Source organism: Candidatus Palauibacter polyketidifaciens, from assembly GCF_947581785.1.
GTDB lineage: Bacteria > Gemmatimonadota > Gemmatimonadetes > Palauibacterales > Palauibacteraceae > Palauibacter > Palauibacter polyketidifaciens.
Window position 1 is genome coordinate 35,161 of sequence record NZ_CANPVO010000001.1, and the last position, 26,183, is coordinate 61,343.

General features: G+C 67.8%; 27 protein-coding genes. 19 read left to right on the forward strand and 8 right to left on the reverse strand.

Annotated features, from left to right (window positions below; translation table 11 throughout):
- The first annotated feature begins 52 nt into the window (after nt 1-52).
- The 3 genes from asnS to RN729_RS00165 are packed head-to-tail and all read left to right on the forward strand — an operon-like array spanning nt 53 to nt 2,151.
- Complete coding sequence (asnS, locus tag RN729_RS00155; protein ID WP_310781455.1) at nt 53-1,354, forward strand: asparagine--tRNA ligase; 1,302 nt, start codon at nt 53-55, stop codon at nt 1,352-1,354.
- A gap of 22 nt (nt 1,355-1,376) precedes the next feature.
- Complete coding sequence (locus RN729_RS00160; protein WP_310781456.1) at nt 1,377-1,904, forward strand: RidA family protein; 528 nt, start codon at nt 1,377-1,379, stop codon at nt 1,902-1,904.
- Between the two features lie 19 nt (nt 1,905-1,923).
- On the forward strand, nt 1,924-2,151 hold the full coding sequence (locus RN729_RS00165) for a hypothetical protein (protein ID WP_310781457.1): 228 nt from the start codon (nt 1,924-1,926) through the stop codon (nt 2,149-2,151).
- Nucleotides 2,152-2,176: 25 nt separating this feature from the next.
- Here RN729_RS00165 and RN729_RS00170 read toward each other — a convergent pair whose 3' ends face one another.
- Complete coding sequence (locus tag RN729_RS00170; protein ID WP_310781458.1) at nt 2,177-2,857, reverse strand: hypothetical protein; 681 nt, start codon at nt 2,855-2,857, stop codon at nt 2,177-2,179.
- A gap of 79 nt (nt 2,858-2,936) precedes the next feature.
- Between RN729_RS00170 and RN729_RS00175 the strand changes: the two genes are divergently transcribed.
- Together RN729_RS00175 and RN729_RS00180 are read left to right on the forward strand one after the other, a co-directional pair.
- On the forward strand, nt 2,937-3,398 hold the full coding sequence (locus RN729_RS00175) for a thioesterase family protein (protein ID WP_310781459.1): 462 nt from the start codon (nt 2,937-2,939) through the stop codon (nt 3,396-3,398).
- A 10-nt stretch (nt 3,399-3,408) separates the two neighbouring features.
- The gene (locus RN729_RS00180; RefSeq protein WP_310781460.1) at nt 3,409-4,557 is read left to right on the forward strand and encodes a hypothetical protein; all 1,149 of its coding nucleotides are present in this window, start codon (nt 3,409-3,411) and stop codon (nt 4,555-4,557) included.
- On the opposite strand, the gene RN729_RS00185 is transcribed toward RN729_RS00180, so the two are convergent.
- A complete protein-coding gene (locus RN729_RS00185; protein WP_310781461.1) occupies nt 4,485-7,487 on the reverse strand; it encodes an FAD-linked oxidase C-terminal domain-containing protein in 3,003 nt (1,000 codons plus the stop codon). The genes RN729_RS00180 and RN729_RS00185 overlap by 73 nt on opposite strands.
- A gap of 50 nt (nt 7,488-7,537) precedes the next feature.
- On the opposite strand from RN729_RS00185, the gene RN729_RS00190 reads away from it, so the two are divergent.
- The 11 genes from RN729_RS00190 to RN729_RS00240 all read left to right on the forward strand — a co-directional run bounded on the left by RN729_RS00190 (nt 7,538) and on the right by RN729_RS00240 (nt 19,312).
- Nucleotides 7,538-8,707 (forward strand): aminotransferase class V-fold PLP-dependent enzyme, encoded by a 1,170-nt coding sequence (locus tag RN729_RS00190; protein WP_310781462.1) that lies wholly within the window; start codon nt 7,538-7,540, stop codon nt 8,705-8,707.
- On the forward strand, nt 8,704-9,726 hold the full coding sequence (locus tag RN729_RS00195) for a TRAP transporter substrate-binding protein (RefSeq protein ID WP_310781463.1): 1,023 nt from the start codon (nt 8,704-8,706) through the stop codon (nt 9,724-9,726). Before RN729_RS00190 ends, RN729_RS00195 begins: the two co-directional genes overlap by 4 nt.
- A 7-nt stretch (nt 9,727-9,733) precedes the next feature.
- Nucleotides 9,734-10,273 carry a TRAP transporter small permease gene (locus tag RN729_RS00200; RefSeq protein ID WP_310781464.1) on the forward strand — a complete coding sequence of 180 codons (540 nt, stop codon included), beginning with the start codon at nt 9,734-9,736 and terminating at the stop codon, nt 10,271-10,273.
- The gene (locus RN729_RS00205; protein ID WP_310781465.1) at nt 10,270-11,553 is read left to right on the forward strand and encodes a TRAP transporter large permease; all 1,284 of its coding nucleotides are present in this window, start codon (nt 10,270-10,272) and stop codon (nt 11,551-11,553) included. The genes RN729_RS00200 and RN729_RS00205 overlap by 4 nt, the downstream gene beginning before the upstream one ends.
- 714 nt (nt 11,554-12,267) lie before the next feature.
- A complete protein-coding gene (locus tag RN729_RS00210; RefSeq protein ID WP_310781466.1) occupies nt 12,268-12,486 on the forward strand; it encodes a hypothetical protein in 219 nt (72 codons plus the stop codon).
- 69 nt (nt 12,487-12,555) lie between these two features.
- Nucleotides 12,556-12,798, forward strand: coding sequence for a sigma factor-like helix-turn-helix DNA-binding protein (locus RN729_RS00215; RefSeq protein WP_310781467.1), 243 nt, complete (start codon nt 12,556-12,558; stop codon nt 12,796-12,798).
- 15 nt (nt 12,799-12,813) lie between these two features.
- Nucleotides 12,814-14,985 (forward strand): zf-HC2 domain-containing protein, encoded by a 2,172-nt coding sequence (locus RN729_RS00220; protein WP_310781468.1) that lies wholly within the window; start codon nt 12,814-12,816, stop codon nt 14,983-14,985.
- Nucleotides 14,982-15,188: a hypothetical protein gene (locus RN729_RS00225; protein ID WP_310781469.1), complete on the forward strand. Its 207-nt coding sequence runs from the start codon at nt 14,982-14,984 to the stop codon at nt 15,186-15,188. The genes RN729_RS00220 and RN729_RS00225 overlap by 4 nt, the downstream gene beginning before the upstream one ends.
- A gap of 10 nt (nt 15,189-15,198) precedes the next feature.
- Entirely contained in the window at nt 15,199-16,254 is a 1,056-nt protein-coding gene (locus RN729_RS00230; protein ID WP_310781470.1) for a BF3164 family lipoprotein, read from the forward strand.
- The gene (locus RN729_RS00235) at nt 16,251-16,550 is read left to right on the forward strand and encodes a hypothetical protein (RefSeq protein ID WP_310781471.1); all 300 of its coding nucleotides are present in this window, start codon (nt 16,251-16,253) and stop codon (nt 16,548-16,550) included. The genes RN729_RS00230 and RN729_RS00235 overlap by 4 nt, the downstream gene beginning before the upstream one ends.
- 938 nt (nt 16,551-17,488) lie before the next feature.
- Nucleotides 17,489-19,312 carry a DsbA family protein gene (locus RN729_RS00240; protein WP_310781472.1) on the forward strand — a complete coding sequence of 608 codons (1,824 nt, stop codon included), beginning with the start codon at nt 17,489-17,491 and terminating at the stop codon, nt 19,310-19,312.
- A gap of 84 nt (nt 19,313-19,396) precedes the next feature.
- On the opposite strand, the gene RN729_RS00245 is transcribed toward RN729_RS00240, so the two are convergent.
- Both RN729_RS00245 and RN729_RS00250 read right to left on the reverse strand, forming a co-directional pair.
- Complete coding sequence (locus RN729_RS00245) at nt 19,397-19,798, reverse strand: hypothetical protein (RefSeq protein WP_310781473.1); 402 nt, start codon at nt 19,796-19,798, stop codon at nt 19,397-19,399.
- Nucleotides 19,776-20,018, reverse strand: a complete 243-nt coding sequence (locus RN729_RS00250) for an AbrB/MazE/SpoVT family DNA-binding domain-containing protein (RefSeq protein WP_310781474.1) — start codon at nt 20,016-20,018, stop codon at nt 19,776-19,778. The genes RN729_RS00245 and RN729_RS00250 overlap by 23 nt, the downstream gene beginning before the upstream one ends.
- A 249-nt stretch (nt 20,019-20,267) precedes the next feature.
- Between RN729_RS00250 and RN729_RS00255 the strand changes: the two genes are divergently transcribed.
- Nucleotides 20,268-21,380, forward strand: a complete 1,113-nt coding sequence (locus RN729_RS00255) for a 6-bladed beta-propeller (protein ID WP_310781475.1) — start codon at nt 20,268-20,270, stop codon at nt 21,378-21,380.
- A 39-nt stretch (nt 21,381-21,419) separates the two neighbouring features.
- Here the strand turns inward: RN729_RS00255 and RN729_RS00260 are convergent, their stop codons facing one another.
- From RN729_RS00260 to RN729_RS00275, 4 genes are read right to left on the reverse strand one after another with little or no spacing between them, the layout of a single operon-like run.
- Nucleotides 21,420-22,301 (reverse strand): outer membrane beta-barrel protein, encoded by an 882-nt coding sequence (locus RN729_RS00260; protein ID WP_310781476.1) that lies wholly within the window; start codon nt 22,299-22,301, stop codon nt 21,420-21,422.
- A 27-nt stretch (nt 22,302-22,328) separates the two neighbouring features.
- Entirely contained in the window at nt 22,329-23,654 is a 1,326-nt protein-coding gene (locus tag RN729_RS00265; RefSeq protein ID WP_310781477.1) for an SPFH domain-containing protein, read from the reverse strand.
- A 7-nt stretch (nt 23,655-23,661) separates the two neighbouring features.
- Nucleotides 23,662-24,231 (reverse strand): hypothetical protein, encoded by a 570-nt coding sequence (locus RN729_RS00270; RefSeq protein ID WP_310781478.1) that lies wholly within the window; start codon nt 24,229-24,231, stop codon nt 23,662-23,664.
- Nucleotides 24,232-25,116, reverse strand: a complete 885-nt coding sequence (locus RN729_RS00275) for an NmrA family NAD(P)-binding protein (protein WP_310781479.1) — start codon at nt 25,114-25,116, stop codon at nt 24,232-24,234.
- A gap of 275 nt (nt 25,117-25,391) precedes the next feature.
- Between RN729_RS00275 and RN729_RS00280 the strand changes: the two genes are divergently transcribed.
- Entirely contained in the window at nt 25,392-25,640 is a 249-nt protein-coding gene (locus RN729_RS00280; RefSeq protein ID WP_310781480.1) for a hypothetical protein, read from the forward strand.
- A gap of 10 nt (nt 25,641-25,650) precedes the next feature.
- The coding region (locus RN729_RS00285; protein WP_310781481.1) for a hypothetical protein at nt 25,651-26,183 on the forward strand (533 nt) is incomplete at its 3' end.

Consider the following 26,183-nt stretch of genomic DNA (forward strand, 5'->3'; position numbering starts at 1 on the left):
CCCGGCGGCTGCGTTTGCCCCGTCCCGAAGGGAGCCGCAACTTGTCGCCGCCATGTCCGAACACACCGTCACCATACGCGAATTGCCCGCCCGCATCGGGGACGAAGTCCGTCTCCGCGGCTGGGTCCGGCGTCTCCGCTCCAGCGGCAAGATCTCCTTTCTCGTGCTTCGCGACGGCACGGACGAGATCCAGTGCGTCTTCGTGCGCAACGAGGTCCCGCCCGAGGTGTGGGAACCGCTGACCACCGTGGGACACGAGGCGTGCGTCGCCGTGACGGGGGTCGTGCGCTCCGATGCCCGCGCCCCCTCCGGCGTCGAACTCACCGGGTCGGACTTCGAGGTGCTGGGCCCGTCGACCGACTTTCCGATCCAGCCCAAGGAGCACGGCGTCGATTTCCTCCTCGAGAACCGCCATCTGTGGCTGCGGAGCGCGCGGCAGATCGCGATCATGCGCATCCGGGACGAGGTCATCCGCGCGATCCACGACTTCCTCCACCACGAGGGGTTCGTTCACGTCGACACCCCCATCCTCACCGGCGCCATCGGCGAGTCGGCGGGCACCCTGTTCGAGACCGAGTACTTCGATCTCGGCACCGCGTACCTCGCGCAGACGGGGCAGCTCTACGTGGAGGCCGCCGCCGCGGCGCTCGGCAAGGTGTACTGCTTCGGCCCCACCTTCCGGGCCGAGAAATCGAAGACGCGCCGGCACCTCACCGAGTTCTGGATGGTGGAACCCGAAGCCCCCTGGATCGACTCCGACGGGAACATGACGCTCCAGGAGCGCTTCATCTGCTGGATCGTGAAGCGCGTCCTCTTCAACCAGCGCGATCAGCTCGAAGCGCTGGGCCGCGACATCTCCAAACTCGAGGCCATCCAGCCTCCGTTCGACCGGATCAGCTACACCGACGCCGTCGCCTTCCTGCAGTCGAAGGGGAGCGACATCGAATGGGGTTCCGATCTCGGCGCCACGGCGGAGACGCTGCTCGTCGAGGGCCGGGACAAGCCCCTCTTCGTGTTCGACTATCCGAAGGGGGTCAAGGCCTTCTACATGAAGGAGAACCCGGAGGACCCCCGCACGGTGAAGTGCAACGACATGCTCGCGCCCGAGGGATACGGCGAGGTCATCGGCGGCAGCCAGCGGGAGGACGACCACGACAAGCTCCTCGCGCGCATCCGCGAGGAAGGGCTCCCGGAGGCGTCCTACGACTGGTACCTGGACCTCCGCAAATACGGGACCTTCACACACAGCGGATTCGGGCTGGGAGTCGAGCGCACGGTGACGTGGATGTGCGGAATCGATCACCTGCGCGAGACGATCGCTTTCCCCCGCATGATGACCCGCATCACGCCATGAGCCGGGTCTTGAAGGAGGAGAAATGACAGGGAAACAGCTTTCCGGCACGACTCTCACACTGGGCGCGGCCTTGGCGGTGCTCGGGACGGCTCTCGGGCCCGCGACGCCGCTCGCGGCGCAGGAACACGCCGAGATGGCCGAAATGATGCACTCCGTCGAGTACCTGGGCGGACGGTCCAACTCGCCCTTCTCCGAGGCCGTGCGGGTGGGGAACGTCCTCTACCTCGCCGGCAAGCTCGGGACCGTGCCCGGCGAGGGGCTCGTGGAGGGCGGGATCATCCCCGAGACGCAACAGACGATGCGGAACATCGGGGACGCGCTCGAGCGCTACGGCTCGTCGCTGGACCAGGTCGTGAAGTGCACCGTCTTCCTGGCCGACATCGCCGATTTTCGGGACATGAGCCGCACGTACATGGAATTCTTCCCCAACCACCGGCCGGCGCGCAGCGCGTTGGCGGTAGGCGGCCTCGTGCTGGACGCGCGCGTGGAGATCGAGTGCATCGCCACCGTCGGTCTCCCGGGCGGCGGCGACGGGGACGGCGGCTCATAGACGCCGGGCGCACGGCTCCGTGATCCGTCTCACCTGGATCGGCTTCGTCGTCGGCGCGGTCGTGTTCGCGGCGCTCGGGATGTGGATGAACACCCAGATCGAGTTCCCGGCGTTCTCGAACCCCGGCCCCGTGGGGATCCTCGCCCTCATCGGCGGCACGACGTCGGGCCTCGTAAGCCCCCTCCTCTTCCGCCGCCTCGAAGCCCGCCGCCGCCGTCGTCGCGAGGGCCGCGAGCCGAGAGGGTAGCCCGAGACGTTCCCGCGGGAACGTCTTATCCAGTCATTTCGGGCTCGGCGAGGCGCCTCAGGGTGCCGGCGTCCAGGCGGTGGCCGCCGGGATAGGTGTGGGAGGTGAACGCGACGCCGGCCGCGCCCAGGCGCGCTTCGTGGGCGTCGATGGCGGCGCGGTCGTAGTACTCGTCCTCATCACCCACAACGAGGTGGAGGTCGGCGGCGGAGAGCGCGTCGCCATGCTCGCTCAGGTCGAGGTCGGGCGGAACGGTCGAGCCCCACAGGATCGCGCGGTCGATGCGGGCGCGGCCGAACGCGAGCCAGCGGCAGAGGGTGTGGACTCCCTGCGAGAAGCCGAGTCCGACGATCCGCGGGGGCGCCGAGCCGCCTGAAGTCTGTCGCGACTCCTCGGCGAGGATGTGCGCGTGGAGCCGGTCGAGGTAGCCGACGTAGTCGTCGATGTCCGTGAGACGGTCTTCGCTCGTCATCCACGAGGCGCCCACCTTCCGCGACTCGCCGATGTAATGCCGGTGCAGGCCCTCGGGGGCGACGATGCACCGGGCCCCCTCGTGGATCGGCTGGAAGTAGCGCAGGAAGCGGTGGGCGAGCTGGTGGTACCCGTGCAGGGCGAACCAGATCTCCGTTACCGGCCGCTCGTGCGGCTCGAGCACGGCGAATCGCACCCGCCGCTCGATCGTGATGTGCCTCGGTTCAACCGACACCGCGCCTCCCGACCCGCCGACCCTGGTGTCGTGACCAGGTCGCGGGCTGCCTGGGTTCGAAGGGGTGATAGATTGCCGCATGGCTTCCGAGTTCGTCTACACGCGGCGCGTGGAGTTCGCGGATACGGACACCGCGAACCTCATCCACTTCACGGCGCTCCTGAAGTTCATGGAGGAGGCCGAGCACGCCCTCTACCGGTCGTTCGACCTCGTCGGCTTTCGCTGGAGCGCGGAATCCGTTTTCGGGATGCCGCGCGTCTCCGTCTCGTGCGACTACCTGGGCGCCGTCCGCTACGGCGACGAGGTTGACGTGAGACTTCGGGTGCGCGAGGTGCGCCGCAAGGCGATCCGCTACGCCGCCGAATTCACGGTCGACCGTTCCGGGGAGAGGGAAGTCGTGGCCCGCAGCGACTGGACCGTCGTCTGCGCCCGCCGCGAGCACGGCAGCCGCGACTGGCGTGGCATCGAGATCCCGCCCCCGCTCAGAGAGCGCCTCCAGTCGATGTCCGCCGTCCCCGAATCGAACATCTCAGGACAGTAAGGGAGGCGGAGTGGGCTGGTCCCGTCGTGTCGGCGTCGCGCTGTTCGCCGGCGGGATGTTCCTGATCCCGGGCTGCGGCTCCGAGTCCGGCGAACCCGTGACCGCGGACGCGGCGGGGCCGACTCTCGCTCCCGTCGACAGCATTCTGCTGCCGGAAGGCGACACGCTGTACATCGGCAACCCATACGCTCTGGTCGTCGACCCCCTCGACGGGTCCTTCTACATATCGGACATCTTTTCGGCACGGGTCCTCCGGTTCCGCAGAGACGGCAGTCTGATGCTCGTGTACGGACGGCCGGGAGAGGGGCCGGGAGAGTTTCGCGGCGGGCCCAGAACTCCGATGCTCATCGACGATTCGACCGTAGCCGCCCAGACCACAGGGTCGCGGCGAGTGAACGTCTTCGACCGAAACACCGGAGAGACCATTCGGGTTGTGGACTTTCCCGCGCTGGGCGGAATCACGCCCCCGGTGGTGATCGGCGAGGACGTCTGGATGACGGATTTCGAGCTCCAGCGCGAAACATCGCTGACTCGTTGGCGGCCGGCCACGGACGAATTCGTGAGCATGGGCGGACTCCCGGAGCAATACGCCGCATCAGTCAGGAGCGGCAACTGGTCGTATGCGACCCTTTTTCGGATCGGTTCGCTTGCGTACGCCGACGAACGGTTCGTGCAGGGCTGGTCCGGACTGGACGAAATGTTCGTCTTGAACCTGCGGGGCGAGGTGGTGGACACGGCGGCCATCCCGGTGGCGAGGCGGAAGGGGGTCCCGGCCGACCTCAGGGAACGCATCGACATCGAGCGCATCCCGGGCCGCGAGCAGTTGGAGGAGAGTTCGCGACTGCGCCAACTTTTTCCGCGGCCGGGCGGCGGTTTCCTGTTCACCCACCACGACCAGACGGCACTGAGGATGGAGCCGACGCCGGTGCTCACCGCCAAGACCTGGGTCGGGATCCTCTCGCCAGACCTCTCACAAGCGTGTGTGGACACCCTCGTTCCGCACGACTTCGAGATCCGGCCGATGGAGACCTTCCGGGGCGATACGCTATTCGTTCTGGACCGGCGAATCGACGATTCGGAGAAACTTCAGACCTGGATTCTGATGTTCCTGGTCTCGGACGAGGGGTGCGACTGGCTGAGCACCCGGCCTGGAGGGTAGGTTGCGTCCGACAGCACAGTGACGACGTGGCGGCCTGTGGCGTTGGCGAGGTCGGCGACCTGGTGGCGGCAGCTTGTGCCGTTGGCGACGAGCCATTCGTCGTCGCGCAGTTCGCGGACGGTGGGGAGGAGTTCGAGTTCGGCGACCTGTCGCGAGACTTCGGCGTGCTCCGCCTCGTAGCCGAAGGAGCCGGCCATGCCGCAGCAGCCGGCGGGGATCGCTTCGACCTCGAGGTCGGGGATCGCGCGGAGGACTTCCAGCGTCTGGCCGTCCGCGCCGAACGCCTTCTCGTGGCAGTGGCCGTGGACGCGGACGCGCCGGACGGGAAGAGGAGCGAGGTCGAGCCCGTCGAGCGCCGCCGCTTCGACGAGCCATTCGGTCAGCAGCCGGGCCCGGTCCGCGACCGCCGCGGCCTCGGGCCCCGAGTCCAGCGCGGGCAGTTCGTCGCGCAGCGTGAGGAGACACGACGGTTCGAGTCCCACCACCGGGATCCCCCGCGCCACAAAGCGGCTCAGCGCCCGGACGGTCCGGTCGAGTTCGACCCGCGCCTCCTCGACCAGACCCGCGTTGAGGAAGGTGCGCCCGCAGCAGAGCGGCCGGCCCGCGGTGACGGCCTCCTCCACCCGGTAGCCCGCCCGCGACAGCACGCGAACGGCGGCGTGGGCGTTCTCCAGCTCAAAATAGCGCGTGAAGGTGTCGACGAAGAGCGCGACCCTCGGCGCGCCGTTCTCCCGGGCGGGAAGCCCGGCGGGAAGCCGGGAGGGCAGGGAAAACGGCTGCGACGACCAGCGCGGGAGCGGCCGGTCGGCCGCCAGACCCCCGACGCGTTCCCCGAGGCGGGCGAGCGCGGGGATCCGGTTCCGCAGGTTGACGAGCGGGGCCGCGCGCGAGACGAGCGGCGCGTAGCGCGGTAGGTACGCGAGCGCGCGGTCCCGGGGCGAGAGCGGTTGCTCGGCGCGCAGGCGGTGCAGGAACTCCACCTTCATGCGCGCCATGTCCACGCCCGTCGGACACTCGCGGCGGCACCCCTTGCAGCCCAGGCAGAGGTCCATCGCCTCGTACAGTTCCGGCGACGTCCACGGGTCCTCCCCCAGCTGCCCCGACAGCGCCAGCCGCAGGGCGTTGGCGCGCCCGCGCGTGGAATGTCGTTCGTCGCTCGTGGCGCGGAAGGACGGGCACATCACGCCGGGACTCCGCTTGAGACAGGTCCCGTTGTTGTTGCACATGTCGACGGCCGGCGAGAACCCGCCCCACGCCCTCCAGTCGAGCGCGGTCGGCAGCTTCCGGGCCTCCAGTCCGTACCGGGCCCGCAGGAGCGAGGGTTCGTTCATGCGGGGCGGGTCGACGATCTTCCCGGGGTTCAGGACGTCCTCCGGATCGAAGCGGCGTTTGATCTCTCCGAAGGCGGAGACGAGGCGCGCGCCCAGCATCGGCTCGAGGAACTCCGACCGGATCCAGCCGTCCCCGTGCTCGCCGGAATGGGAGCCGCCCAGCTCGCCCGCCAGCGCGAAGGCGTCCACCGCGATCGCGCGCAGCCGCTCCACGTCGTCCCCGTCCCGCAGGTCGAGCGCCGGCCGCACGTGGAGACAGCCGACGGACGCGTGCGCGTACCACACGGCGTGGGTGGCGTGGCGGTCGATGATCTCGGTGAGCCGGCGATACCACTCCGGCAGCCGTTCGAGCGGGATCGCGCAGTCCTCGATGAAGGCGAGCGGTTTGCGCGCGGCGGGCTGGGACATTGAAATGCTGAGCCCCGCCTTGCGCAGCGCCCAGATGCGGGCCTGGAAGGCGGGGGATTCCGCGCGGGTGACTCCCAGGGCGGTCCCGCCCAGCGCGGATTCGAGCCGCGAGAGGGAGGACGAAACGCGCTCCGGGTCGTCCCCGGCGAACTCGACCACGAGGATGTCGCGCGGCGGGCCGCTCCCGTCCTCCCCGAGCTGTCGGAGCACGCGCTCGAAACTCGGCATCTGCGCGGCCAGCCCGAGCACGGTCGCGTCGAACAGTTCCACCGCCGTCGGTTCGAGCGCGACGATCGCCGGAACTGCGGCCAGCGCCTCGCCGGTCCCGTCGAAGCGGCACACGCCGAGCGCGCGCACGGCGGGAATGGGCTGAAGGTCGAGTTCGAGCGCGGTGAAGAGCGCGAGCGTCCCCTCCGAACCCACGAGAAGATCCGATAGCCCGGCGCCCTCCCGGCCCAGGCGGTGCAGCGCATAGCCGGCCACGTGCCGGGGGACGTCCGGCACCCGCCGCGCCAGCTCGTCCGCCTCGCGCCGGTAGAGCGCCCGCATGTCGGCTCCGAGGCCGTCCCCAGGCACCGCGCCCGGCGTGGCGTCGCGGCGGAACTCGACCCGCCGGCCGTCCGCGAGCACCGCCTCGATGCCTCGGACGTGCTCGACCATGTGGCCGTAGCGCACCGACCGCGACCCCGCGCTGTTGTTGCCGGCCATGCCCCCCAGCGTCGCGCGGCTCGCCGTCGCCACGTCGATCGGGAAGAAGAGCCCGTGTGGCCGCAGGAACGCGTTCAGCCGGTCCAGGACGACCCCCGGCTCGACGACTACGCGCCGGGCCCCGGGATCGAAGTCGCGCACCCCGTCCAGCCCCCGGCTCGTGTCGAGGATCAACCCCCGCCCGATCGACTGGCCGCTCTGCGACGTCCCCGCCCCCCGCACGACGACCGACGTCCCGTGCTCCCCCGCGAGTTCCACCGCCCGCCGCACGTCGGCGGCGGATTCCGGGAACGCGACCCCCAGCGGCTCGACCTGGTAGATCGACGCGTCCGTGCTGTACAGCCCGCGCGTGAAACGGTCGAACCGGACCTCTCCCCGGAGCCCCGCCCGAAGTCGAGCTTCGAGCCGGGCCTCGCGTCGAGTGTCGAGTCCGGGCCGGGGCCGTTGCGAACCGGCGCGGTCGTGAGAGATTGGGCGGGTCACGAGCCAAGTTGTATCGGCGGAAGCCCCGACCTGACAAGAGCGAGCCACCTTTGACCTACCGCGGCGGAAGACACTTCCTCCAGCTTCCGGGCCCGACCCCGGTGCCCGAGCGCGTATTCCAGGCCATGAACCGGTCCGTCATCGACCACCGCGGACCCGCGTTCGGCGAGATGGTGCTCGGCCTGTTCGAGGGACTCAAATGGGTGTTCGGAGACCCCGCGCACGTCTTCATCTTCCCCTCCTCCGCGACCGGGTGCTGGGAGAGCGCGCTCGCCAACGTCCTTTCCCCCGGCGACCGCGTCCTCCTCTGGAACCACGGGTTCTTCGCCTCGAAGTGGGGAGACGTGGGACGGGACCTCGGCCTGCGAGTGGAGGCCATCGACGGGGACTGGCGGCGCCCCGCGGACCCGGAGAGGATCGCGGCGCGGCTTGCGGACGACCGGGAGGGGCAGATCCGCGCCGTGCTCGTCGTCCACAACGAGACCTCCACGGGCGTCACCAGCGACATCGCGGCCGTGCGGACGGTGCTCGACGCGACCGGCCATCCCGCCCTCCTCATGGTCGACGCCGTCTCCTCGCTCGCCGCCACGCCATTCCGGCAGGCGGAGTGGGGCGTGGACGTCACCGTGTGCGGCTCGCAGAAGGGGCTCATGCTCCCGCCCGGCCTCGGGTTCTGCGCCGTGAGCGAGAAGGCGCTCGCCCGCCACCGCGCGGGGCCGGGGGCGCCGCGCTCGTATTTCGACTGGACGGCGATGCTGAAGGACAACGAGGGCGGCTATTTTCCATACACGCCGCCCACGACGCTCCTCTACGGGCTCGAGGCGTCGCTCGCGATGCTGCGCGAAGAGGGGGCCGAAGCCACCTTCGCCCGCCACGCCCGCCACGCCGGGGCCACGCGCCGGGCCGTCGCCGCCTGGGGTCTGCGCAACTATTGTCAGGATCCGACGGCGGTGTCGAGCGCCGGAACGACCGTGATGGTGGGGGATGGGGAGGACGCGGATGCGTTCCGTCGCGTCGTGCTCGAACGCTTCGACATGTCGCTGGGGACGGGTCTCGGCCCCCTCAAGGGGAAGGTGTTCCGGATCGGACACCTCGGGGATCTCAACGAACTCACGCTGATGGGAGCGCTGGCCGGGGTGGAGATGGGACTGAAGATGAGCGGAATCGCGCACGAACCCGGCGGCCTGTCCGCCGCCGCCGACTTCCTGGCCGGGGCATGAAGCGGCCCGTGGGACGGACCCCGGTGCTCGCCGTCGCGTCGGTCGCCGCGGCGCTCCTCTCCTTCGGGTGCGGGGGAGAGGGCGGGGAACCGGGGGTCGTCGAACTCTCCCTTGGGCACGTCGGCTCTCCCGGCTCGCTCTACGACGTGACGGCCAACGAGTTCGCGCGCCGCGTGAACGAACGGCTCGCCGGCCGCGCCGAACTCCACGTCTACGGCGCGAGCCAGCTCGGCGGCGACGACGCGATGCTTCAGCGGCTGAGGCTCGGCACGCTCGACATGTCCATCCCCTCCACGATCATGTCCTCGATGGTCGACGCCTTCGGGCTGTTCGAGATGCCGTACCTCGTCCGCGACCGCGAGCACATGAAGCGGATCGAGGAGGCCGTCGTGTGGCCGGAACTGGCTCCGCGCGCGGAGGAGGGCGGTTACCGCGTCCTCGCGGTGTGGGAGAACGGGTTCCGTCACATCACGAACTCCCGCAGACCCATCCACGGGCCGGAGGACCTGAGCGGGATCAAGCTGCGCACGCCGCGCGGCGTGTGGCGCGTGAAGCTCTTCCAGGCGCTGGGCGCGAACCCGACGCCGATGCCCTTCTCCGAGGTGTTCGTCGCGCTCCAGACGGGGGTGATGGACGGACAGGAGAACCCGCTCACGCAGGTGACGAGTTCCAAGCTGCACGAGGTGCAGGACTACCTCTCCCTCACCGGACACGTGTACAGCCCGGCCTTCGTCACGACGGGATCCGGGCCCTGGGAGCGTCACCCGGAGGACGTTCGCGCCGAGGTGGAGGCGATCGCGCGGGAGATGCAGACGTTCGTGTACGAGACGGCCGCGCGCATGGACGAGGAGTTGCTCGCCGAACTCGAGGCCACGGCGATGGAGATCAACGAGGCGGATCCGGCGCGCTTCGAGTCCGCCAGCGAGCCCGTGTACGAGGAGTTCGCGGCGACCGTCGAAGGCGGACAGTCCCTCATCGACAGGGCGCGCGCGGCCGGAGCCCGGGAGGCCGGCTCGTAACCGGGCCATGGTGAAGACGGGAGTCCGGCGCTTCCTCGAGGGGGCGGTGCTCGTCCTCCTCGCGGCGCTCGCCATCGTTGTCGTCGTGGGAGTCGGGTTCCGGAAGGCGGGGGCGGCGCTCGTGTGGTACGACGAGGTCGCGTCGATCCTCCTCGCATGGCTCACCTACTACGGGGCCGCGCTCGCGGCGCTGCGCCGGGCGCACATCGGCGTGCCCACGCTGGTCGAGCGCCTCACGGGGCGCGCGCGGCTCGCCGTCGTGCTCGCGGCCGAGGGCGCCATCATCGCCTTCTTTGCCGCCGTCGCGTGGGCCGGCTGGCAGGTCGTCCGCGTGCTCGAGGGGACGACGCTCGTCAGCCTGCCGTCGGTGCCCGCGGCGCTGGCGCAGTCCGTGATCCCCATCGGGGCCGTCCTCTTCATCGTCGCACAGCTTCTGGGGCTGAGGGACGCGCTCTCCCCGGAGGACGCCCGCTCCGGGGAGACGGTCTCGGCCGGCGATGCGACCGGTGAGGCCGCCGGTGAGGCGATCGGGGAGGGGGAGCTATGACCCTCCTCGTTCTCTTCGCCGGCCTGCTGCTCCTCATCGCCGTCGGCGTGCCGATCGCGGTCGCGCTCGGGATCGTCGCGCTCGTCGCCATAGCCGCCTCGGGCGGCGTCGCCATGCTCCCGAACGCCGGCCTCGTGCTGTTCGACGGGGCGACCTCGTTCCCGCTCATCGCCATCCCGCTCTTCATCCTCGCGGGCGCGATCATGAACGCGACCGGGATCTCGCGCCGGCTCATCGCCTTCGCCTCCGCGATCGTCGGGTTCATCCGCGGCGGCCTCGCGATGGTCGGCATCTCCGCCTCGCTCTTCTTCGCCGAGATCTCGGGCTCCGCCGTGGCCGATGTCGCCGCGCTCGGCTCCATCCTCATCCCCGCCATGAAGAAACGCGGCTACCGGACGCCCTTCGCCGCGGCCGTGACGTCCTCCTCGGCCACGCTCGCCGTCATCATCCCCCCGTCCATCCCCATGATTCTGTACGGCGTCATGGCCGAGGCCTCGGTCGTCGAGCTGTTCGTCGCCGGCATTGTGCCCGGGGTGCTCGGCGGCCTGCTGCTGATGTTCGTGGCCTGGCTCTACGCCCGCCGCCACGACTTCCCCGTGGAGGGACGGTTCGAACTCCGCCGCGTTTGGACGACGGCGCGCGAGGCGGGGTGGGCGCTGCTCCTGCCCGCGATCATCCTCGGCGGGATCTTCAGCGGCTGGGTGACGGCGACGGAGGGAGCCGGGCTCGCCGTCGTCGCGTCGCTCGTCGTGGGCGGACTCATCTATCGCGAACTCGACCTCGCTCACCTGCGCGAGGCGATGCTCGAGGGCGGGGTACAGACGGCCGTCGTCATGCTCCTCGTCGCGACCTCCGCCCTGCTCGGCGACTACCTCACCGAACAGCGGCTCCCGCAGGCGGTCGCGGCCGGGATCATGGGGCTCACGGCGAACAAGTGGCTCATCCTCGCGCTGCTCAACGTCTTCTTCCTCGTCATCGGCCTCTTCCTGCACTCGGCCGCGGCCATCATCCTCGTCGTCCCCATCGTGATGCCGCTCGTGCGCGCGGCGGGGATCGACCCCGTGCACTTCGGCCTCATCGTCACGCTCAACCTCGGCATCGGCCAGCAGACGCCGCCGGTGGCGAGCGTGCTCGTGACCGCCTGCTCCGTCGCCAAGGCGGACATCTGGGAGGTGAGCAAGGTCAACCTCCGCTTCGTCGCCGTCCTCGTCGCCGTCCTGCTCCTGGTGACGTACGTGCCCGCGATCCCCCTCGCCCTGGTCAACGTCCTCTACCACTGATGTGACGCCGTGCTCACCGGCCGTATCCCCGGGATCGCCTGATCGGGGAGGAATCGGCGCATGAACGCGGGGTCCTCGCGTTCGGCGGCTCCGACGCGCGATGCGGCGCCGTCGTGATCTGGACGAAGCAGGGTGTGATGTAAGGTTTTTGAAGCCGGAGGCGTTTGTGTTACCGGGTGCGCCGTTTTCTGGCGCGCTTTCGGTAACGGACGACCGGGCTCAAAGGAGAAACACATGCGACCCGACCACTGCCGCGGCGTGATCCGTCTCGGTTAGACCCGCGCGCACGACGGCTCCCCGCGGAGCCCCGCGAAGCGTACGGCCGCCCTGCCCCGGCAACTCGGGGCAGGCCGCCGTCGCCCCACCCGGCGGCCGGTAAGCGCGCCCGGCACGTCGAGTTGGCACGCCGTCGTGAGGAGCGCCAACGGCAGCGAGCGCCGTCCAATTTTCGATGACGCTTTTTTAAGTTTCAACACTTATATCACATTGTCATCACTACAGTTATCGATCAAAAAAACGTCGTTTACGGCCCTCTCCGTCGAGAAAAGCCGGATGGTCGCTCGCGAAGTTTTGCCCTCGGGAGGACCATTAATTGTAGAGGGATGATTCACGCCGGCTCCATCGGTTCCGGCGCAGGGGCCCGACGACAAGGACGAAATCCTCCGTGGAAAGAGGCAAGAGGGCACGCCTGGTTGCGCGAGGTGGCGCGGTTTGATGACCGCGGACCGGGAGCAGCAATTGTCGCGCAGGGCGGCGCGCGGCGATCGCCGAGCGCTGCACGCCCTGTACGAGGAGTACTCGGGGCAGTTGTTCGCCGTTGCGTACCGCTTGACGGAGTCGTCCGCCGATGCTCGGGACGTGATGCACGGTGTCCTTGCCGACCTTCCCGAGATGTTCCGGCGCTTCGATGGCAAGCGGCCGCTGGGCCCCTAGCTTCGTTCCGTGACGGTTCACACCGCCCTCAGACACGTCCGGTCGGAGCGGAGGCGACAGGAGATCGCGATGGCCGCCGCGCCCGACGAGGAGGAGGTGATCGCCTCGCCGGAGTCCCGGATCCTGGATTCGATCGCGCTGGAACGCGCGCTGACTTCGCTCGAGGAGGGGCTGCGGAGGGTCGTCGTTCTCAAGGAGCTGGAGGGGTATTCACACCGGGAGATCGCCGAGCTTCTCCAGATCGAGCGCGCGACCTCGGAGGGGCGGTTGTACATGGCGCGGAAGCAGCTTCGCGCCAGGCTGTCGGAGTGATAGGGGAGCTGAGAGATGGAATCCTGCAAACATATCGATGAATGGACGCTGAACCGCTACGCAGACGGGGAGTTGTCCGGACCGTCCGCCGCTGCCGTGCGGCAACACCTTCGTTCGTGCGCGATCTGTCGGCGCGAGGTCCGGCTCATTCGCGAGTTGAGTGCCGCACTCCGCGCCCTTCCCACGCCGAATCCACCTGATGGGTTGTTCGAAGAGATCTACCCGCAGGAAGCGGGCAGTGCCGCCGCGATCCCTTTCCCCGTTGCGGAGGCGCAGTCGGTTGCGTTCTCCCGACGCTTGGTTCTCTCGGGAGGGGCCTTCCTGATCGCAGGGATCGCGGCCGTCCTCGCATTGACGATCGGACCCGAGCGCGCCATGGCCGGTGCGAGCACCCTGCGGTTCCACCGAGAGGAGCCGGGCGCGCTCACGCTCCGGTACGAGACGGTCTCGCCGCTGGCGGCGGAACCCGGCCTCCGGGCGCGGCTGCGATACTGGGTGCCCGACTCCCTCCGTTTCGCGCAGACCGAACCCGGATACCGCGTCGTCGAACTCTCCCGGGAGGACCCCGGCGTATTCTCCGGCGCGGTCGGTCTGCCCCCCGGCGCCGTGTACGCGGTCGCCGCCGTCGAACACCTGGACGGGAACTACATCGACAGCGACTTCGGCCGGTCCTGGGAGTATCTCAAGACGGACGCGGAAGGCCGAGCGACGCTGGACGCCCGCCTGTACCAGGTGCTGGCCACCGCGGATTTGAGCCCCGCGAGGGCCGTCGAGGTGACCGGGCAGGCGCTGTCGGAGTACCCCGAGCGACCCGAGCTATGGGCAGCACTCCTCCTGTATGAGCGGGGTGCGCCGCTTGAGGACACCGGGGAGACCCCGCCGGGCGCGCACGGCGAGCGCCTTGAACGGATGGACGCGGCTGCACGGCTGAGGGCCCCCGGGCCGGGCGAAATGCATGCCTTGAGCCTCTACGCCCGCCTCCTCGGGCGGGAGGATATCGAGGCCTACTGGCGGAGCGAGTTGACCGCCGAACATCCCCGGCACGAGTACGCGTCGCAGGCTCGCCTGAGGACGATCCTGCGGTCGTCCACGTCCCCTGCAGAAAAACTGGACGCGCTGGACCGGAGTTGGAGGCTCGCACCGATGCCCTCGGTTGCCCAGGTCGGGCTGCAGCTCGCCCAGGAGGTGTCCGATCCGGCCCTCACAAGGGTCTGGCTCGAAAGGTACGCATCCGACGCTGTGTTTCGAGATTCCCGGCTCGATGTCGAAGTGACGGAAGGCATGGCTGAGGTGCCCGCTCTTGGGGCGATCGCCGAGGAGTGGATCCTGCAACAGTTGAACGGGCAGCCGGACTGGCTCGGCCCGGATCGGCCGCTTGCCGGGACGCGAGCCAACTTCGAGGCGGAGGCCGCCGAGAGTCTGGCCCGCCTGCAGGTGCTCCTCGGACGGCTGCGGCTGACCCGAGGCGACCGGGCAGGGGCGTTCGATGCCTTCGAGCGCGCCGCCGAACTCAGCTGGAACCCCCGTGTCTTCGTGGAGTTAGCGAGATTCCACGCGGAGGCCGGGTCATCGACTCGCGCCGCCCAGTTGCTGGCGCTCGCGCAGGCGGACCCCGTCATCCCGCTCGAACCACACGTGCCTGAAGGAGAAGACTGGGCGATTGCACCGACGGAAGGCCGCTTGGCTGTAGCGCGCGCGGCGTGGCGGGAGCACCTGGCAGCGTCACTGCTCGCTGAGTGGGTCAACGGAAGCGCCCGTCTCGCGACTGCCTCCGGCAAAGAGAGCACGTTGCACGAGGCGACCGGCGGCGACGTGACCCTCGTGATCCACAGCCTGCAACCGAGCCTTGTCCCTTCCGAGAGCTTTGACCTGCTCGAGGCCAACGCCGCGAACCTTGGAGCGGAGGGCGCACAGATGTTGTTGGTCGCCGTCGAACCCGATCCCCCGAACGAGACTCAGACTGGCGCACCTGATCGCGCCGATTCGATCCCCCCCTTCCTCTACGACGGCCGATCCGAAGTCTGGGAAGCGCTAGGTGCTTGGAAGGGTGTTCAGTGCTTCGTTGTGGATGCCACTGGCATTCTGCGGTATCGCGGAGAAGATCTTGCAACGGCACTCCGCCTCACACTCATGCTGCGAGATGGCTCGCTGTCGTCGTTAACCCAATTGAAAGGGAGCGAAAGATGACCCTGAAGCGATTCGCCATGATCATTGCAGTCGCGCTGATCGCGGCCGCCGTTCCGGTCGCGGGAAAGGCAGATGGCTCCGCAGGATTGCGGTTGTCCACCGCGTCGTGTGCGGAGGCAGACTGCGGGAGCATATCGAAGGTGGATTGCATCTGTCCGGACATGCAGATGAACAATCGCAAGCCGCGCTGCGTTGAGCCCTGATCGAGTCGGAATGAGGCGGTCGGTGATCGGGCTGGCGGTCGCGATCTTGGCGATCGGCGCGTGTCGTCAGGCGGAACCGGCCGCGCTCGACACCGGCAGCCTTCCCGAGTTGACGCCGGAGGCCGTCTTCGCGGACGACTCGCTCGGCTGGATCGTCGAGATCGCGTTGGCCGGAGACCGCGTGGTGGCGCTGGATGCGATGCTGGAGCCGTCGGTTCACGTCGTCGATCTCGAGACGCCGGGGCGCCTCGGTTCCTATGGCCGCCAGGGCGACGGGCCGGGCGAGTTCAAGGACCCGGAGCAGATCGTGATCGGGGCCGCGGAATCGCCCGACGAGGTCTGGATCCTCGATGGCATCCATCAGCGCCTCACGCGGTTGTCCCTGCCGGAGATCGAAGCGGGGGCGGAAGTGAACCCGGAGACCGTCCCGCTGAACGGTCCGATCGCCGGAGCACTCGTGCGCGCTTCGGACGGGACGTGGTTCGCCGGCGGATGGATCACAGAGGGTCGTATCGGTCGCTACCACGCGAACCGGAGCTACGACCGCACCATCCTGGGCTTCCCGCCCGAGGTGGCGGAGGCGCCGGGGACGACGCTCCCGCAGGCGTACGAGAGCTGGGTCGTGGCCGATCCCGCAGGGGACCGCCTGGCCGCCGCGACGCTCCTCGGCGGGCTGCTCGAGATCTTCGACCATGACGGCGTTCCGATCGCCCGGGCGGCGGTGCCCGACCCCTTCCAGCCCGCGTGGGCCCAGGGACAATCGAGCAGCGGGCGGGGCGTAATGGCCATCAGTCCGGAGACGCGTTACGGCTTCACGGACCTGGCCGCCACCCAACGCTACCTGTACGGCGTCTTCTCGGGACGGAGGGTGGATGAGGACGGGCCCGTCTGGGCGTCGCAGCAGGTGCAGGTCTACACCTGGGACGGCGCATACGTGAGGACGCTGCGCCTCGACCGGAGCGCGGAGGCCATCGCGATCGACGCCTCCGACACGTGGCTCTACGCGAGCGGACTCGAACCCACGCCGTGGATCGGCCGCTTCCGGCTCCCGGAGCTCACGCGATGAAGGCGGACATCTCCTACTCCGACTGGGTGGACTGGCTCGCGTTCGAGTTGGCCTTCGTCGAACTCTACAAGTCGGCGACTCCGTCTCAGCAGCAGGAGATGAGGGCGACCCTCCGCCGGCTCGTCAAAGGCATCGACGAAGCGGCAGTCGATGCCTTCGTATCGCAGGTCCCGAACTTCGAGCGGGCGCTCAGCTGTTACTCGTCCGAGGAACAGGCCGACTTCGTGCCTCAGTTCAAGACAGCCGTGACCGAATTCGCCCAGTGCTTGGCCAGCGTCGCCGGAAAACGGGATTGAAGCCGCCGTCGCCCCTGCCCCGGAGCCGCTACCACCCACCGTTGCAGCGACCTGGCAGGACAGGTGTGTGCACGCATGGGTAAAGCTCGAGGCAACGCGCGCATCAGCCGGAGCTACACCCACCGCAACAGGCCGGTTGTCCGCACCGTTCTAGAGCTCGTCGACCGCCTCGGGCTCTCATCGTGTGAGGCAGAGATCACGCAGCGTGTCTTCGATGATCTTGGCGAGGCCGCGAGATGATTGGAGTTCTTACGGATTCCGCTCACGACGCCGCGCTCATCGAGCAAGCCGTTGGCGGCACGGCGCGGGTGGTCCACGGCTCCAAACAGTTCCCGAACGGCGACGGACCTTTCGAGTGTCTGGTCTTGGGTTGCCGCAGCCGACGTCTGAAAGAGATGACCGGGCTCTTGAAGGAACTGGAACGGACGATGCGTGGGTTCCCATCGTTCTCGTGACCGACCGCGACCCCGACGTTGCTCGCGGTTTGAGGGACGTCAGGGTGTCGGAAATCGTCTGGTTCGAAGATCTGGCTACCGGGCTCCAGCCCCGCGTCGACAAGGTGCTGGGCGCTGGACGTGCCCGTGAGTCGGTCGACTCCGGCGGCCGCCGACCTTCACCCCGAGCATCTGCGGACCCACGCGGGCGCGGAACCGAAACGCTCGGTCCTGCGCCTCCAATCGAAACCCAAAGAACGGAGACATTATACATGATTGAGCCACTGCGATCAGATCTTGGGCAAGATGCAGACCCGAGGATCTCCCGGGTCCTGGCACATGCCAGATTTGTGAGGTAGCAAACGCGGATTGCTGGGTGCTGTTGTGTAACGGCGGCCCTATTCTCACAAACTGCGTGTTCTAGCATTGGTCCTAAGTGTAGGATTGAGACTGAAGCGGATGTTGTCCGATAGAGGATGAAGTGAAAGGCGTCAGCGCTCCCGGGTGGACGTGAATTCTCAAGCAAACGAAAAGGAAGTCGGCAAAAAACCCGCGCGGAGAGGGGAGAGGGTTGTCGTGAAGGAAAAACTGAACGTCGTCGCGAACGTTGCAATCATTGTAACACTGTGCGTGCTGTTGCTTGGTCCGTCGGGGCCGGTCGGCGGTTGGATTGGTGACCGTTACGAGGAACGGAGCGTCAAACGCCGAATCGCGGAGCTGTGGGTAGAGTTGACGGACGCGGACAGCAAATTGGAGCCGCAATCGCCGGATGAGCGTAGGACGATAGTTGAGTTTGTGGATTACGAGTGCCCGTCGTGCAGATTGGTTTCGAGTGCGGTGTCGGAGGCAGTAGTTCGGGAGGGCGTGACCGTAGTTGTGCGGCACTTGCCCCTTGTGGGTCTTCACGCGACGGCACGTGATCGCGCCGTGGCGGCTGTGTGTGGAGAGCGAGTCGGGGCCTTTGGAGAGATTCACGGAGCCTTGATGGAAGAGCCCGTGTCGGTGGATAGCGAGCACTGGTCGGCGCTCGGCGACCGGTTGGGAGACGTAGCGGCGGCAGCTTTCCGTACGTGCGTGAGTGCGGATGCTGAAGGGCGGTTGAATGAAGATGGATACTTGGCCGCATCACTGGGCATAGCAGGTACTCCCACGTTTGTGACGCTTGGGGGCGTGTTCGTTGGGGCGGAGGGACTAGAGCGAGCCGTAAGGTCGCTACCGCCGCCGGAGACTGGGACGCGGCAGCAGGTAGAGATACGTGAGCCGTCTGAGCACTCAATGTTCGACTCGTTCCGGCACGGAAATACTTCGGTGTCGGAATTGGAGAAACTCAACACAGCGTTGTTCCTCAGCCCTGAGCGCATACTTATTGTGGACGAGGCGTGGCTCCAGTTCGTGGACCTTGGAACCGGCGATGTGGAGACGCAGGGGGGGGCTGGAGAGGGACCTGGGGAGTTTAGATCCATTTTTGATGTTCTGCGACGTCCCGATGGTGTAGTATTGCGAGATTTCGTGTTGGCTAGGCTCACGACATTCTCTACCGGAGGGGCACTGCTCGGCACGCGACGCTACGACGTGATGAAGTTCGAAAACATGCTGGTTCGACCAGTGGCAGCGTTCGTGGACGGCGCAGTAGTGTTTCGTGACACCCGGAACACCAGCGTGTGGGTGGAAGGTCGGTCTCGGGCCGCAGTGCGATACATCGAGTCGTCTGGTGACGAGCAGGTCAGGGTGATCGCACAGGAGATAGGCGATGAGAAGTACGGTTACAGATTAGCGGATGGGCGCAAGGGTACGACCGGGATACACTTCGGCCAGCGAGTCCTCGAGGGACGGATTGGCGAGAGACTCGTGGTTGCACAGACGGATTCACCGACCGTACGGCTCTTGAACCGAGACGGGGCGGTGACGGGGAGAATCCCGTTACCGCGAGGGCTGGACGTGTCGGAGGACCATGTTCAACTGGCTCGACATGAGAGAATCGCCGAGAGGGAGCAGCGGTTCAACGCCCCGGAAATAAGGGAACGACTCGGTAGAACGGCAATGGCAAGTCGGGAACATCCAACCGTGCCAGCGAATGCGGTAACGCCAGGGGTTGATAAGCTCTTCGTGGATTTCGATGGTCGACTGTGGCTCCGTCTATTCGTAATGCCCGGCCAGGATGTCGTGCAATGGCAAGTGTGGGATGTCGCTAGTGCGCGTATGGAGTTCGTCGTGAGGCTTGCCCGGACGACGACCTTGCTCGATGCACAAGGGGATCGTGTACTGCTTCATATGATGGACAGTTTTGGAGTGGACCGGGTCGTGATTCAGACGTTGGTTGCGGTGTGACGAGCACTTACCCGTTTAGGAATTACGACAATCACGTGACACACGAGCTTCGCTGAATATCGTCGAATATGCCCCGCGGGAACGTCAGGCGTCAAGTAACCGGGCGCGGGGGAGGCTGGCCATCGCCTTGTCCAGGGTCAGGGTGTCGAGATCTGAATGCGCGTAGTCGTCGGCGATGAGCCGATCAGGCAGCCCCGCGCCGCTCGAGGCGTCCAGGAGCCTCATCACCGAGAGCCCGTTCAAAGGTGCGACCAGGCCGCTGCCCAGCACCTGGATCAGGGCGGAACGAGCGGCGGGCTTCTGCACGCCGAAGTGGTGCTGGAGGGCGACGTAGGCCTCGCCGATCACTTGATTGGAAACCACCACGGTGGTGCCGTCTCCGACCAGCGTCGTCAGGTGCCGCACCGTATGGGCGAACCGATCCCGGGGTCGGCCCGTGAGCAGGCGCACGAGGACGGATGTGTCAATCCCGTAGCGAAGGATCATGTCGCTGGGCGCGGAAGGCGTGAACGTCAAAGGGCGCGATGTCGGGGTCGATTTGCTCCCTTAGCGGGGCCAAACGCGACAGATCGATCTTGTGGGGTCGTATGACGAAGCCGTGGGGCCCCTCCAGCAGTTCGAGACGGTCGCCGGGTCGGACGCCCATGACGTCAAGGACATGCGCCGGAAACGTGACTTGTCGCTTCGCCGGTACCTTGACGAGCATGGGTTGTCCTCCCTGGGCGGACTCCGACACCTTACGATAAAGCTTATTTTCGTAAGGTGATGCAGTCAAGCTCTCTGGGCGCGCTTTACGACCGTCGCCTTGAGGAAAGATCATCTCGGGGTTCGAGACAACGCGGATAGGAGGAGGGTCCCGTGGGAACTGAATTGAGTATCGGAGGATCGACTCTCCCGGTCGGCAGGCGTCGGTCCAGGGGGCGCGACGGAGGTGCGTCCCAGAGTTGCCGTATGGGTGAGTCTGCTGGGTTCGCTATGGGGCGGAGAGCTGGGGGGGCAGCTTCGCGACGGAATCGAAATCAGCAACGTGCCGTTGTTGGAGATCGGCGTTGCGGAGGGGGAAAACCCGTACCTGTTCAGCAAGATTTCGGGCGCGTTTCTGCTGGACGACGAACGCGTCGTCGTGTGCGACGGAGAGCTTGTGGAACTCCGTGTGTACGGACGAGATGGGAGTTTCCTGCACCGGGTAGGAGGGCGGGGGGAAGGTCCGGGTGAGTTCTTCCAGATAGATGCAGTTTGGCCAGTATCGGACGGGCGGATCGGCGTTTGGGATGCGGGGAACCTGCGCATATCTACGTTTTCGGCGGAAGGCGAACTCGTGAGCGCGGAGCGTGTGAAGATCGAGATGCAGGCGGGACGGCCGAGAAACCTGGAGCTCTTCCTCGGATCGTTCGACGACGACGATGTGATATTGGCCTCCGTGGAGGCAGGGCGCGCCTCAAGCGGTGTGGCTGCGGATCAATGGACACTGGGGCGCTTCAGCCTTGACGGTGATCCGCAGGGTCTCCTGGGGCAACTGCGCGGATTTCGAAGAATGGTCGGGTCGCCTTTGCCGTTCACGCCGATACCGTCTGTCGCGGTGCTTGGTGACACTGTATGGGCAGTGGACGGGTACGGGCCCGAGATAGGGCACCTGGACGCCGACGGGAACCTCCAGCCCGCCATCGCGGTACCGACAGTTGATCTCGAGACGGACGAAGCATGGTCACTTTTGAGGGAGGAACTACAAAGACGTGACGCCGGACTGTTTCTGCAGTTGATGGACCGACTACCGCCGCCGGATGAGATACCGCAGATCGGGGGTCTGCTTGTCGATAATGCCAGCCAGCTCTGGGTCAAGGTGTACGATCCGTCTGTCGACGCACTGTGGATCGGCGATCCTCTGCTCCCGGGCGCAGGCGGCGAATGGCGAGTCGTCGGCTCTGGCGGAGAAGCCAGGGGTGCGGTTCAGATGCCGGACGGCGTGACCCCACTTGCTATCACGGAGGACCGTCTCGTGGGGATCGCTCGCGGTGCCCTGGATGTGGAACGGCTGGTCGTGCACCGTATCCGGCCCGGCGGAGGATAGTCCCGAGGCGCTCCGTAGGGCGACTCGCGTTCGAAGGCACTAGAGATCGTATCTCAGGCTGAGCGTCACGGTGAAGGCGCTCGTGTCGCGTGTTTCCACGGTGTACACGATGCGGGAGCCGCGGCCCACGGTGGAGTCGTGGCTGCGGAGTTGGTCCCACTCGCGAGGTTCGCTCTCGAACGGTCCGAGGGTCTTCGCGTAGCGTATTCGGGTTCCGACCGTGAAGCGGTCGGCGACGCGGTAGTCCACGCCCGCCAGCGCCTGGGCGCCGAACATGGTGTCGTGGAGCACCGCTGAGCCCAGCGTCGTTGTCCCGGCCAGCTTCGCGCGGAGCACCGGATCCTCGAACGTGCTGATCCGCACCGGATCGTTGTTGCGCTTCCACAGGCTGAAATAGTCGACGGCCATGCGCTGCACGCCGGCGCCGACCCCCAGGTACGGCGTCAGCCGCGCACCGCCGGTGGCGAGATCGACCGCGAGGTTCGCGAATGCGCCGTGTACGCTCACGTCGCCGGCGCCGCCGACCGCCCTCTCCAGCTCCTGGTCGGCCTTCTGCGCGGTCACCACGTCGCCGATCTCCGTCGGCGCGTAGTCGTGATACGGCGCGGCTCGGTACCGGTACTCGGCCTCGACCCGGAACCTGCCGAACCGGTATCCGGCCGCGATTCCCGTCGCCATCCCCCTCGTGCCGCCGGACTCGTTCGCCCATTCGGTCGGCGGCGGCGGGGTGTCGCACTCCGATCCCGCCTCCACCCCATCGGGGTTGATGAGCAGGTCGCAGCGCGTGCCCCAGTCGTTGTCTGTGCCGACAAGCCGCATGGCCGGAGCGAGCGTGAACCCTAACTCCGACCCGACGTACGGCTGCGCGGCGACCTCGCCCGCCGCCAAGCCGAGCGCCAGCGCGAAAACGGCTCCTCTCATGGGTCGTCCCTCGTGTGAATTCGCGGGTCAGGCGGGCGGAAGCTCGGGGGCTGACGCCTCACCGCCGTCCGCGTCTCCTGAACCCACGGCGCGCTGCAGCACTTCCTGGATGTCAAGTCCCAGCACCGAGGCGAGTCCCTCCATCGTTCCGTAGGCGCCTCGCACCCGCTGGTTGAGAGCGTTGGACACGCCCTCTCCCTGGCCGCCGTCCATGACGACGACGCGGTCGATGTCCACGCCTTCCACCGCGCCGACGGCGATCTCGAGCAGTTCGGGGAGCTTCTCCGCCATGAACACGGCGAACGCGGCCTCGCCTCCGGTCTGGACCTCGGCGTAGAGCCGCTTCAGGACCTCGACCTGGGCCTTCCCGCGCTCCAGGATCGGCGCCGCCTCGGCCTCCGCCCGCGCGAACGCGGCCATCTTCTCGGCCTTGGCGGGCTCGATCACGTCCGCCCGCAGGCGCTGCTCCTCGCGCTCCACGCGCTTCATCTCGAGGATCTTCTCGGCCTCGACCTCGGCCTCCTGCGCCTTCACGCGCGCGATCTTCTCGGCCGTGTCGCCCTCGCGGTGCAGTTCGGCCTTGCGCACGCGCAGTTCGTTCTGGGCCTCGGCGACCTTGATCGAGGCCGCGGCCTCCCGCACCTCGGCGCGCCGCCTCGCCTCGGCCTGCGCCTCTCGCGTGTCGGCCTCCGCCTGGGCCTCGGCGATCTCCGCGGCCCGAATGGCCTCGGCCGACTTCTCCCGCCCGATCGCGTCCAGGTAGCCGCGTTCGTCGCTCACGTTCTGGATCTTGAGCACGTCGAGGTGGAAGCCGAGCGAGGCCAGATCCTCTCCCGCGTCCTCCGACAGCGCCTTGGCGAACCCCAGCCGGTCCTCGTTCACGGCTTCCGGCGTCAGCGTCGCGAGCACGCCCCGCAGGTTCCCGGTGAGCGTGTCCTGGGCGAGTTCCCGAACTTCCTCCTCCGTCTTCCCCAGCAGGCGCTCCACCGCGTTGTTGAACACCCACTCGGGCTCCGAGGCGATCTTCACGTTCGCGATCGCCTCCACGCTCAGCGGGATGTTCCCCTTCGAGAAGGCGTTGTTGACGAAGACCTCGATGGGGATGGTCTCGAGGTTCATGTGCTGGACCGTCTCGATGATCGGGATCCGGAGGGTGCGTCCGCCCGAGATGGAGCGGTAGCCGACGGCCTGGCCATCGGTCAGCATGCGATTCCGGCCGGTGATCACGGCCGCACGGTTGGGGGGAACGATCACGATCAGGTTTTTGATCGTGATGATCGCCACGAGTACGACGACGAAGAAGACGCCCGCCATCACGACCGGGGCGGCCAGGAGATTCAGAAAGTCTTGCATTTAAGCCTCATTCCTCGAGCAGCTTCATGTCTTCGGGATCCACGGGCGCGACATCGGCGATGCCGTCCGTCATGCGCACGACGACGACCGACTGTCCGGCTCGGAGCGGCAGGTCGTCGGGGCAGGTCGAGTCCAGGCGGGCGCGCACGCTGTAGCGGCGCTCCCCGCGCGACACCTTCACCGTACCCGCACCGTCCGGCGCTATTTCCATCGTGACTTCGCCCGTCAGTCCGGCCAGCGAACGCTCGCCGAGCGCGGTGCCGGCGCCCGAGCGCTTGATGTAGCGGAAGGCGGCGCCGATGAACGCCCCGGAGGCCAGCCCCGTGACGCCGGCGATGGCGGCCGTGACCGCGGGACTCGTGAACCAGTGCAGGATGGCGCCGGTCGCGCCGAACCCGAACATGGCGTAGACGATGGTCCGCAGCGAGAGGAGTCTCGCCACGTCGGCCGCGCCGCCTGCGTCCAGCTCTGCGTCCACATCCACATCGATGTCCATGCCGTCCAGGAAGTCGCCGAACACGGACAGCGCGAGGAAACCGCCGCCCACCAGGAGACAGAAGATGTATATCGTGAACATTCAGGCGCCTCCGCCGGACCAGGCCGCGACCGTTTCCCGCACGAAGTCCTCGAACACGCGCGGTGCGTGGCCCAGCACGTGGCTCATCGTCGCGAAGTCCTCCTCCGTCGCGAGGAGCCCTTCCGCGAGGAAGTGCTCCGACATGACCCGAAGGTCCCGCACGAGCCATTCCGGCAGGCTTCGGCTCGCGCGCGCCTCCCAGGCGTCGAGGTCGTCGCCGACGTACTCGATCTCGCGCCCGAGGTGTTCGCTCCAGATGCGGGCGACATGCTCGGACGTCAGCAGCTGCGGTCCGACCACCGGATACCGGATCCCCTCGTGGCCGTCATCGAGGAGCGCGTTCACGGTGGCGTCGGCGATGTCGCGGACGTCGACCCGGTGCAGCCCCGCGCCCCCGAGCGGGGCGGGATAGACGCCGGCTTCGAGCGACCGCCTAAGCCACAGATCGTTCTGGAAGTAGTGGTTCGGTTCGATCGTCGCCCACGGGACGCCGGAGGCCCCGAGAGCGGCGAGGATCTCCATCTTGCTCGCGAAGTGGGGGATGTGGGGCGCCGCGTGCGCGCGGTGCGCGGAATGGAAGACGATCCGCTCGACGCCGGCCTCCGCGGCCGCATCGACGGCCCCGATGCCGAGCCGCGCCTCGTGCGGGTGGAGCGCCGTGAGGAGGTGCATGCGCGACACGCCTTCGAGCGCCGGCCCGAGGGTGTCGGGCCGCTCCAGGTCGCCTTGCATGAATTCGACGCGCTCGCCCGACGCCCCGGCCGACGCCCCGGCGCGGTCCGCCGAGCGCGTCAGGCACCGGACCGACGCTCCGCGGGCCACGAGGCCCTCGACGACCCGACGCCCGACGGTCCCCGTCCCGCCGACGCAAAGCACGTCCGCCATCCATGCCTCCGGTTCTCCAGTGGCTCCGACTTCCCAGGTCCTGCAGGATCCCGACGATACGCGGCGCGCGAATGGCAGGCGAGTGCCGCCCGCGTCGCCCCGCCGACTGCGTGTCGAGAGCGCGTTGACACCCCGTTGATGGCCGCCCGGACTCTGAGGGCGAAATCTCGGGAGGCACGGGACGGGGGGTCCGTCCCGGAAGGTCGCGGCGAGTGCGCCAGGCACGGCGGCGGCCGCGACCCGGCCCTCCGAAGACCCGTGAAAGGGAGGGGACGATGAAGACGACGAAAGCGGGACGCTGGGTGCTACTTGGCTTCAACCTCGTGCTGGCCACGGCCATCCTGGCGCAACCCGGCCGGGCCGCGTCCGCGCGTGGCGGCGACGACTGCCTCGGGGACTGTTTCCAGGGATGGGGGGGATGCGTGCTGGACGGCGACTGGGGCTGCAACTACGAACTCAACGAATGCGTGCGGGGATGCTTCTTCCCCACGTGGGGTCCTTTTTCGGATCCCTATCTCCTCTGACGGAGAGCACATGAAGCTCGATGACACGGGGGCCGGCTCCCGGCCCCGTCACTGGATGGCACTCGCGGCGGCGCTGCTGGCCACCGCATGTCTGGACGGCGAGAACCCTGCCCCCACGGTCGATTCGGCAGAGCCGGGAGCGGACTTCGGAGCGGACCCCGCGCACCTTCGCGCGGGGCCGCCCCGCCTGAGGCTCGGAAGCGTGTCCGGGGAGGGGCAGACGGATTTCCATGACATCGCCGGCGTCGTGGTGGACCGGGCCGGCGGTGTGCTCGTCGTGGCGAACCGGGGCGATGCCACGCTGCGCACGTTCGCGCTCGACGGGGAGTGGCGCGGCACCTGGGGCGGCGCGGGCGGCGGTCCGCGTGAACTGGGGGAACTGACGGCGCTCTTCCGATACCGGGGCGATTCCGTTGTCGTATACGACGGTGAGCGGGGCGCCGCGTCCGTCTGGCCGTACGCCGGCGGGGAGGTGCGGCGCGTCTGGATGCCGATCCCTCCGGGGGACACCCTGCAATCCGCGCGACTGCAGGGTGCCATGGA

Coding starts and splice junctions, on each gene's coding strand:
- asnS (WP_310781455.1), top strand. CDS start 53: ATGTCCGAACACACCGTCACCATACGCGAATTGCCCGCCCGCATCGGG.
- RN729_RS00160 (WP_310781456.1), top strand. CDS start 1,377: ATGACAGGGAAACAGCTTTCCGGCACGACTCTCACACTGGGCGCGGCC.
- RN729_RS00175 (WP_310781459.1), top strand. CDS start 2,937: ATGGCTTCCGAGTTCGTCTACACGCGGCGCGTGGAGTTCGCGGATACG.
- RN729_RS00195 (WP_310781463.1), top strand. CDS start 8,704: ATGAAGCGGCCCGTGGGACGGACCCCGGTGCTCGCCGTCGCGTCGGTC.
- RN729_RS00200 (WP_310781464.1), top strand. CDS start 9,734: ATGGTGAAGACGGGAGTCCGGCGCTTCCTCGAGGGGGCGGTGCTCGTC.
- RN729_RS00205 (WP_310781465.1), top strand. CDS start 10,270: ATGACCCTCCTCGTTCTCTTCGCCGGCCTGCTGCTCCTCATCGCCGTC.
- RN729_RS00210 (WP_310781466.1), top strand. CDS start 12,268: ATGACCGCGGACCGGGAGCAGCAATTGTCGCGCAGGGCGGCGCGCGGC.
- RN729_RS00215 (WP_310781467.1), top strand. CDS start 12,556: ATGGCCGCCGCGCCCGACGAGGAGGAGGTGATCGCCTCGCCGGAGTCC.
- RN729_RS00220 (WP_310781468.1), top strand. CDS start 12,814: ATGGAATCCTGCAAACATATCGATGAATGGACGCTGAACCGCTACGCA.
- RN729_RS00225 (WP_310781469.1), top strand. CDS start 14,982: ATGACCCTGAAGCGATTCGCCATGATCATTGCAGTCGCGCTGATCGCG.
- RN729_RS00230 (WP_310781470.1), top strand. CDS start 15,199: ATGAGGCGGTCGGTGATCGGGCTGGCGGTCGCGATCTTGGCGATCGGC.
- RN729_RS00235 (WP_310781471.1), top strand. CDS start 16,251: ATGAAGGCGGACATCTCCTACTCCGACTGGGTGGACTGGCTCGCGTTC.
- RN729_RS00245 (WP_310781473.1), bottom strand. CDS start 19,798: ATGATCCTTCGCTACGGGATTGACACATCCGTCCTCGTGCGCCTGCTC.
- RN729_RS00250 (WP_310781474.1), bottom strand. CDS start 20,018: ATGCTCGTCAAGGTACCGGCGAAGCGACAAGTCACGTTTCCGGCGCAT.
- RN729_RS00260 (WP_310781476.1), bottom strand. CDS start 22,301: ATGAGAGGAGCCGTTTTCGCGCTGGCGCTCGGCTTGGCGGCGGGCGAG.
- RN729_RS00265 (WP_310781477.1), bottom strand. CDS start 23,654: ATGCAAGACTTTCTGAATCTCCTGGCCGCCCCGGTCGTGATGGCGGGC.
- RN729_RS00270 (WP_310781478.1), bottom strand. CDS start 24,231: ATGTTCACGATATACATCTTCTGTCTCCTGGTGGGCGGCGGTTTCCTC.
- RN729_RS00275 (WP_310781479.1), bottom strand. CDS start 25,116: ATGGCGGACGTGCTTTGCGTCGGCGGGACGGGGACCGTCGGGCGTCGG.
- RN729_RS00280 (WP_310781480.1), top strand. CDS start 25,392: ATGAAGACGACGAAAGCGGGACGCTGGGTGCTACTTGGCTTCAACCTC.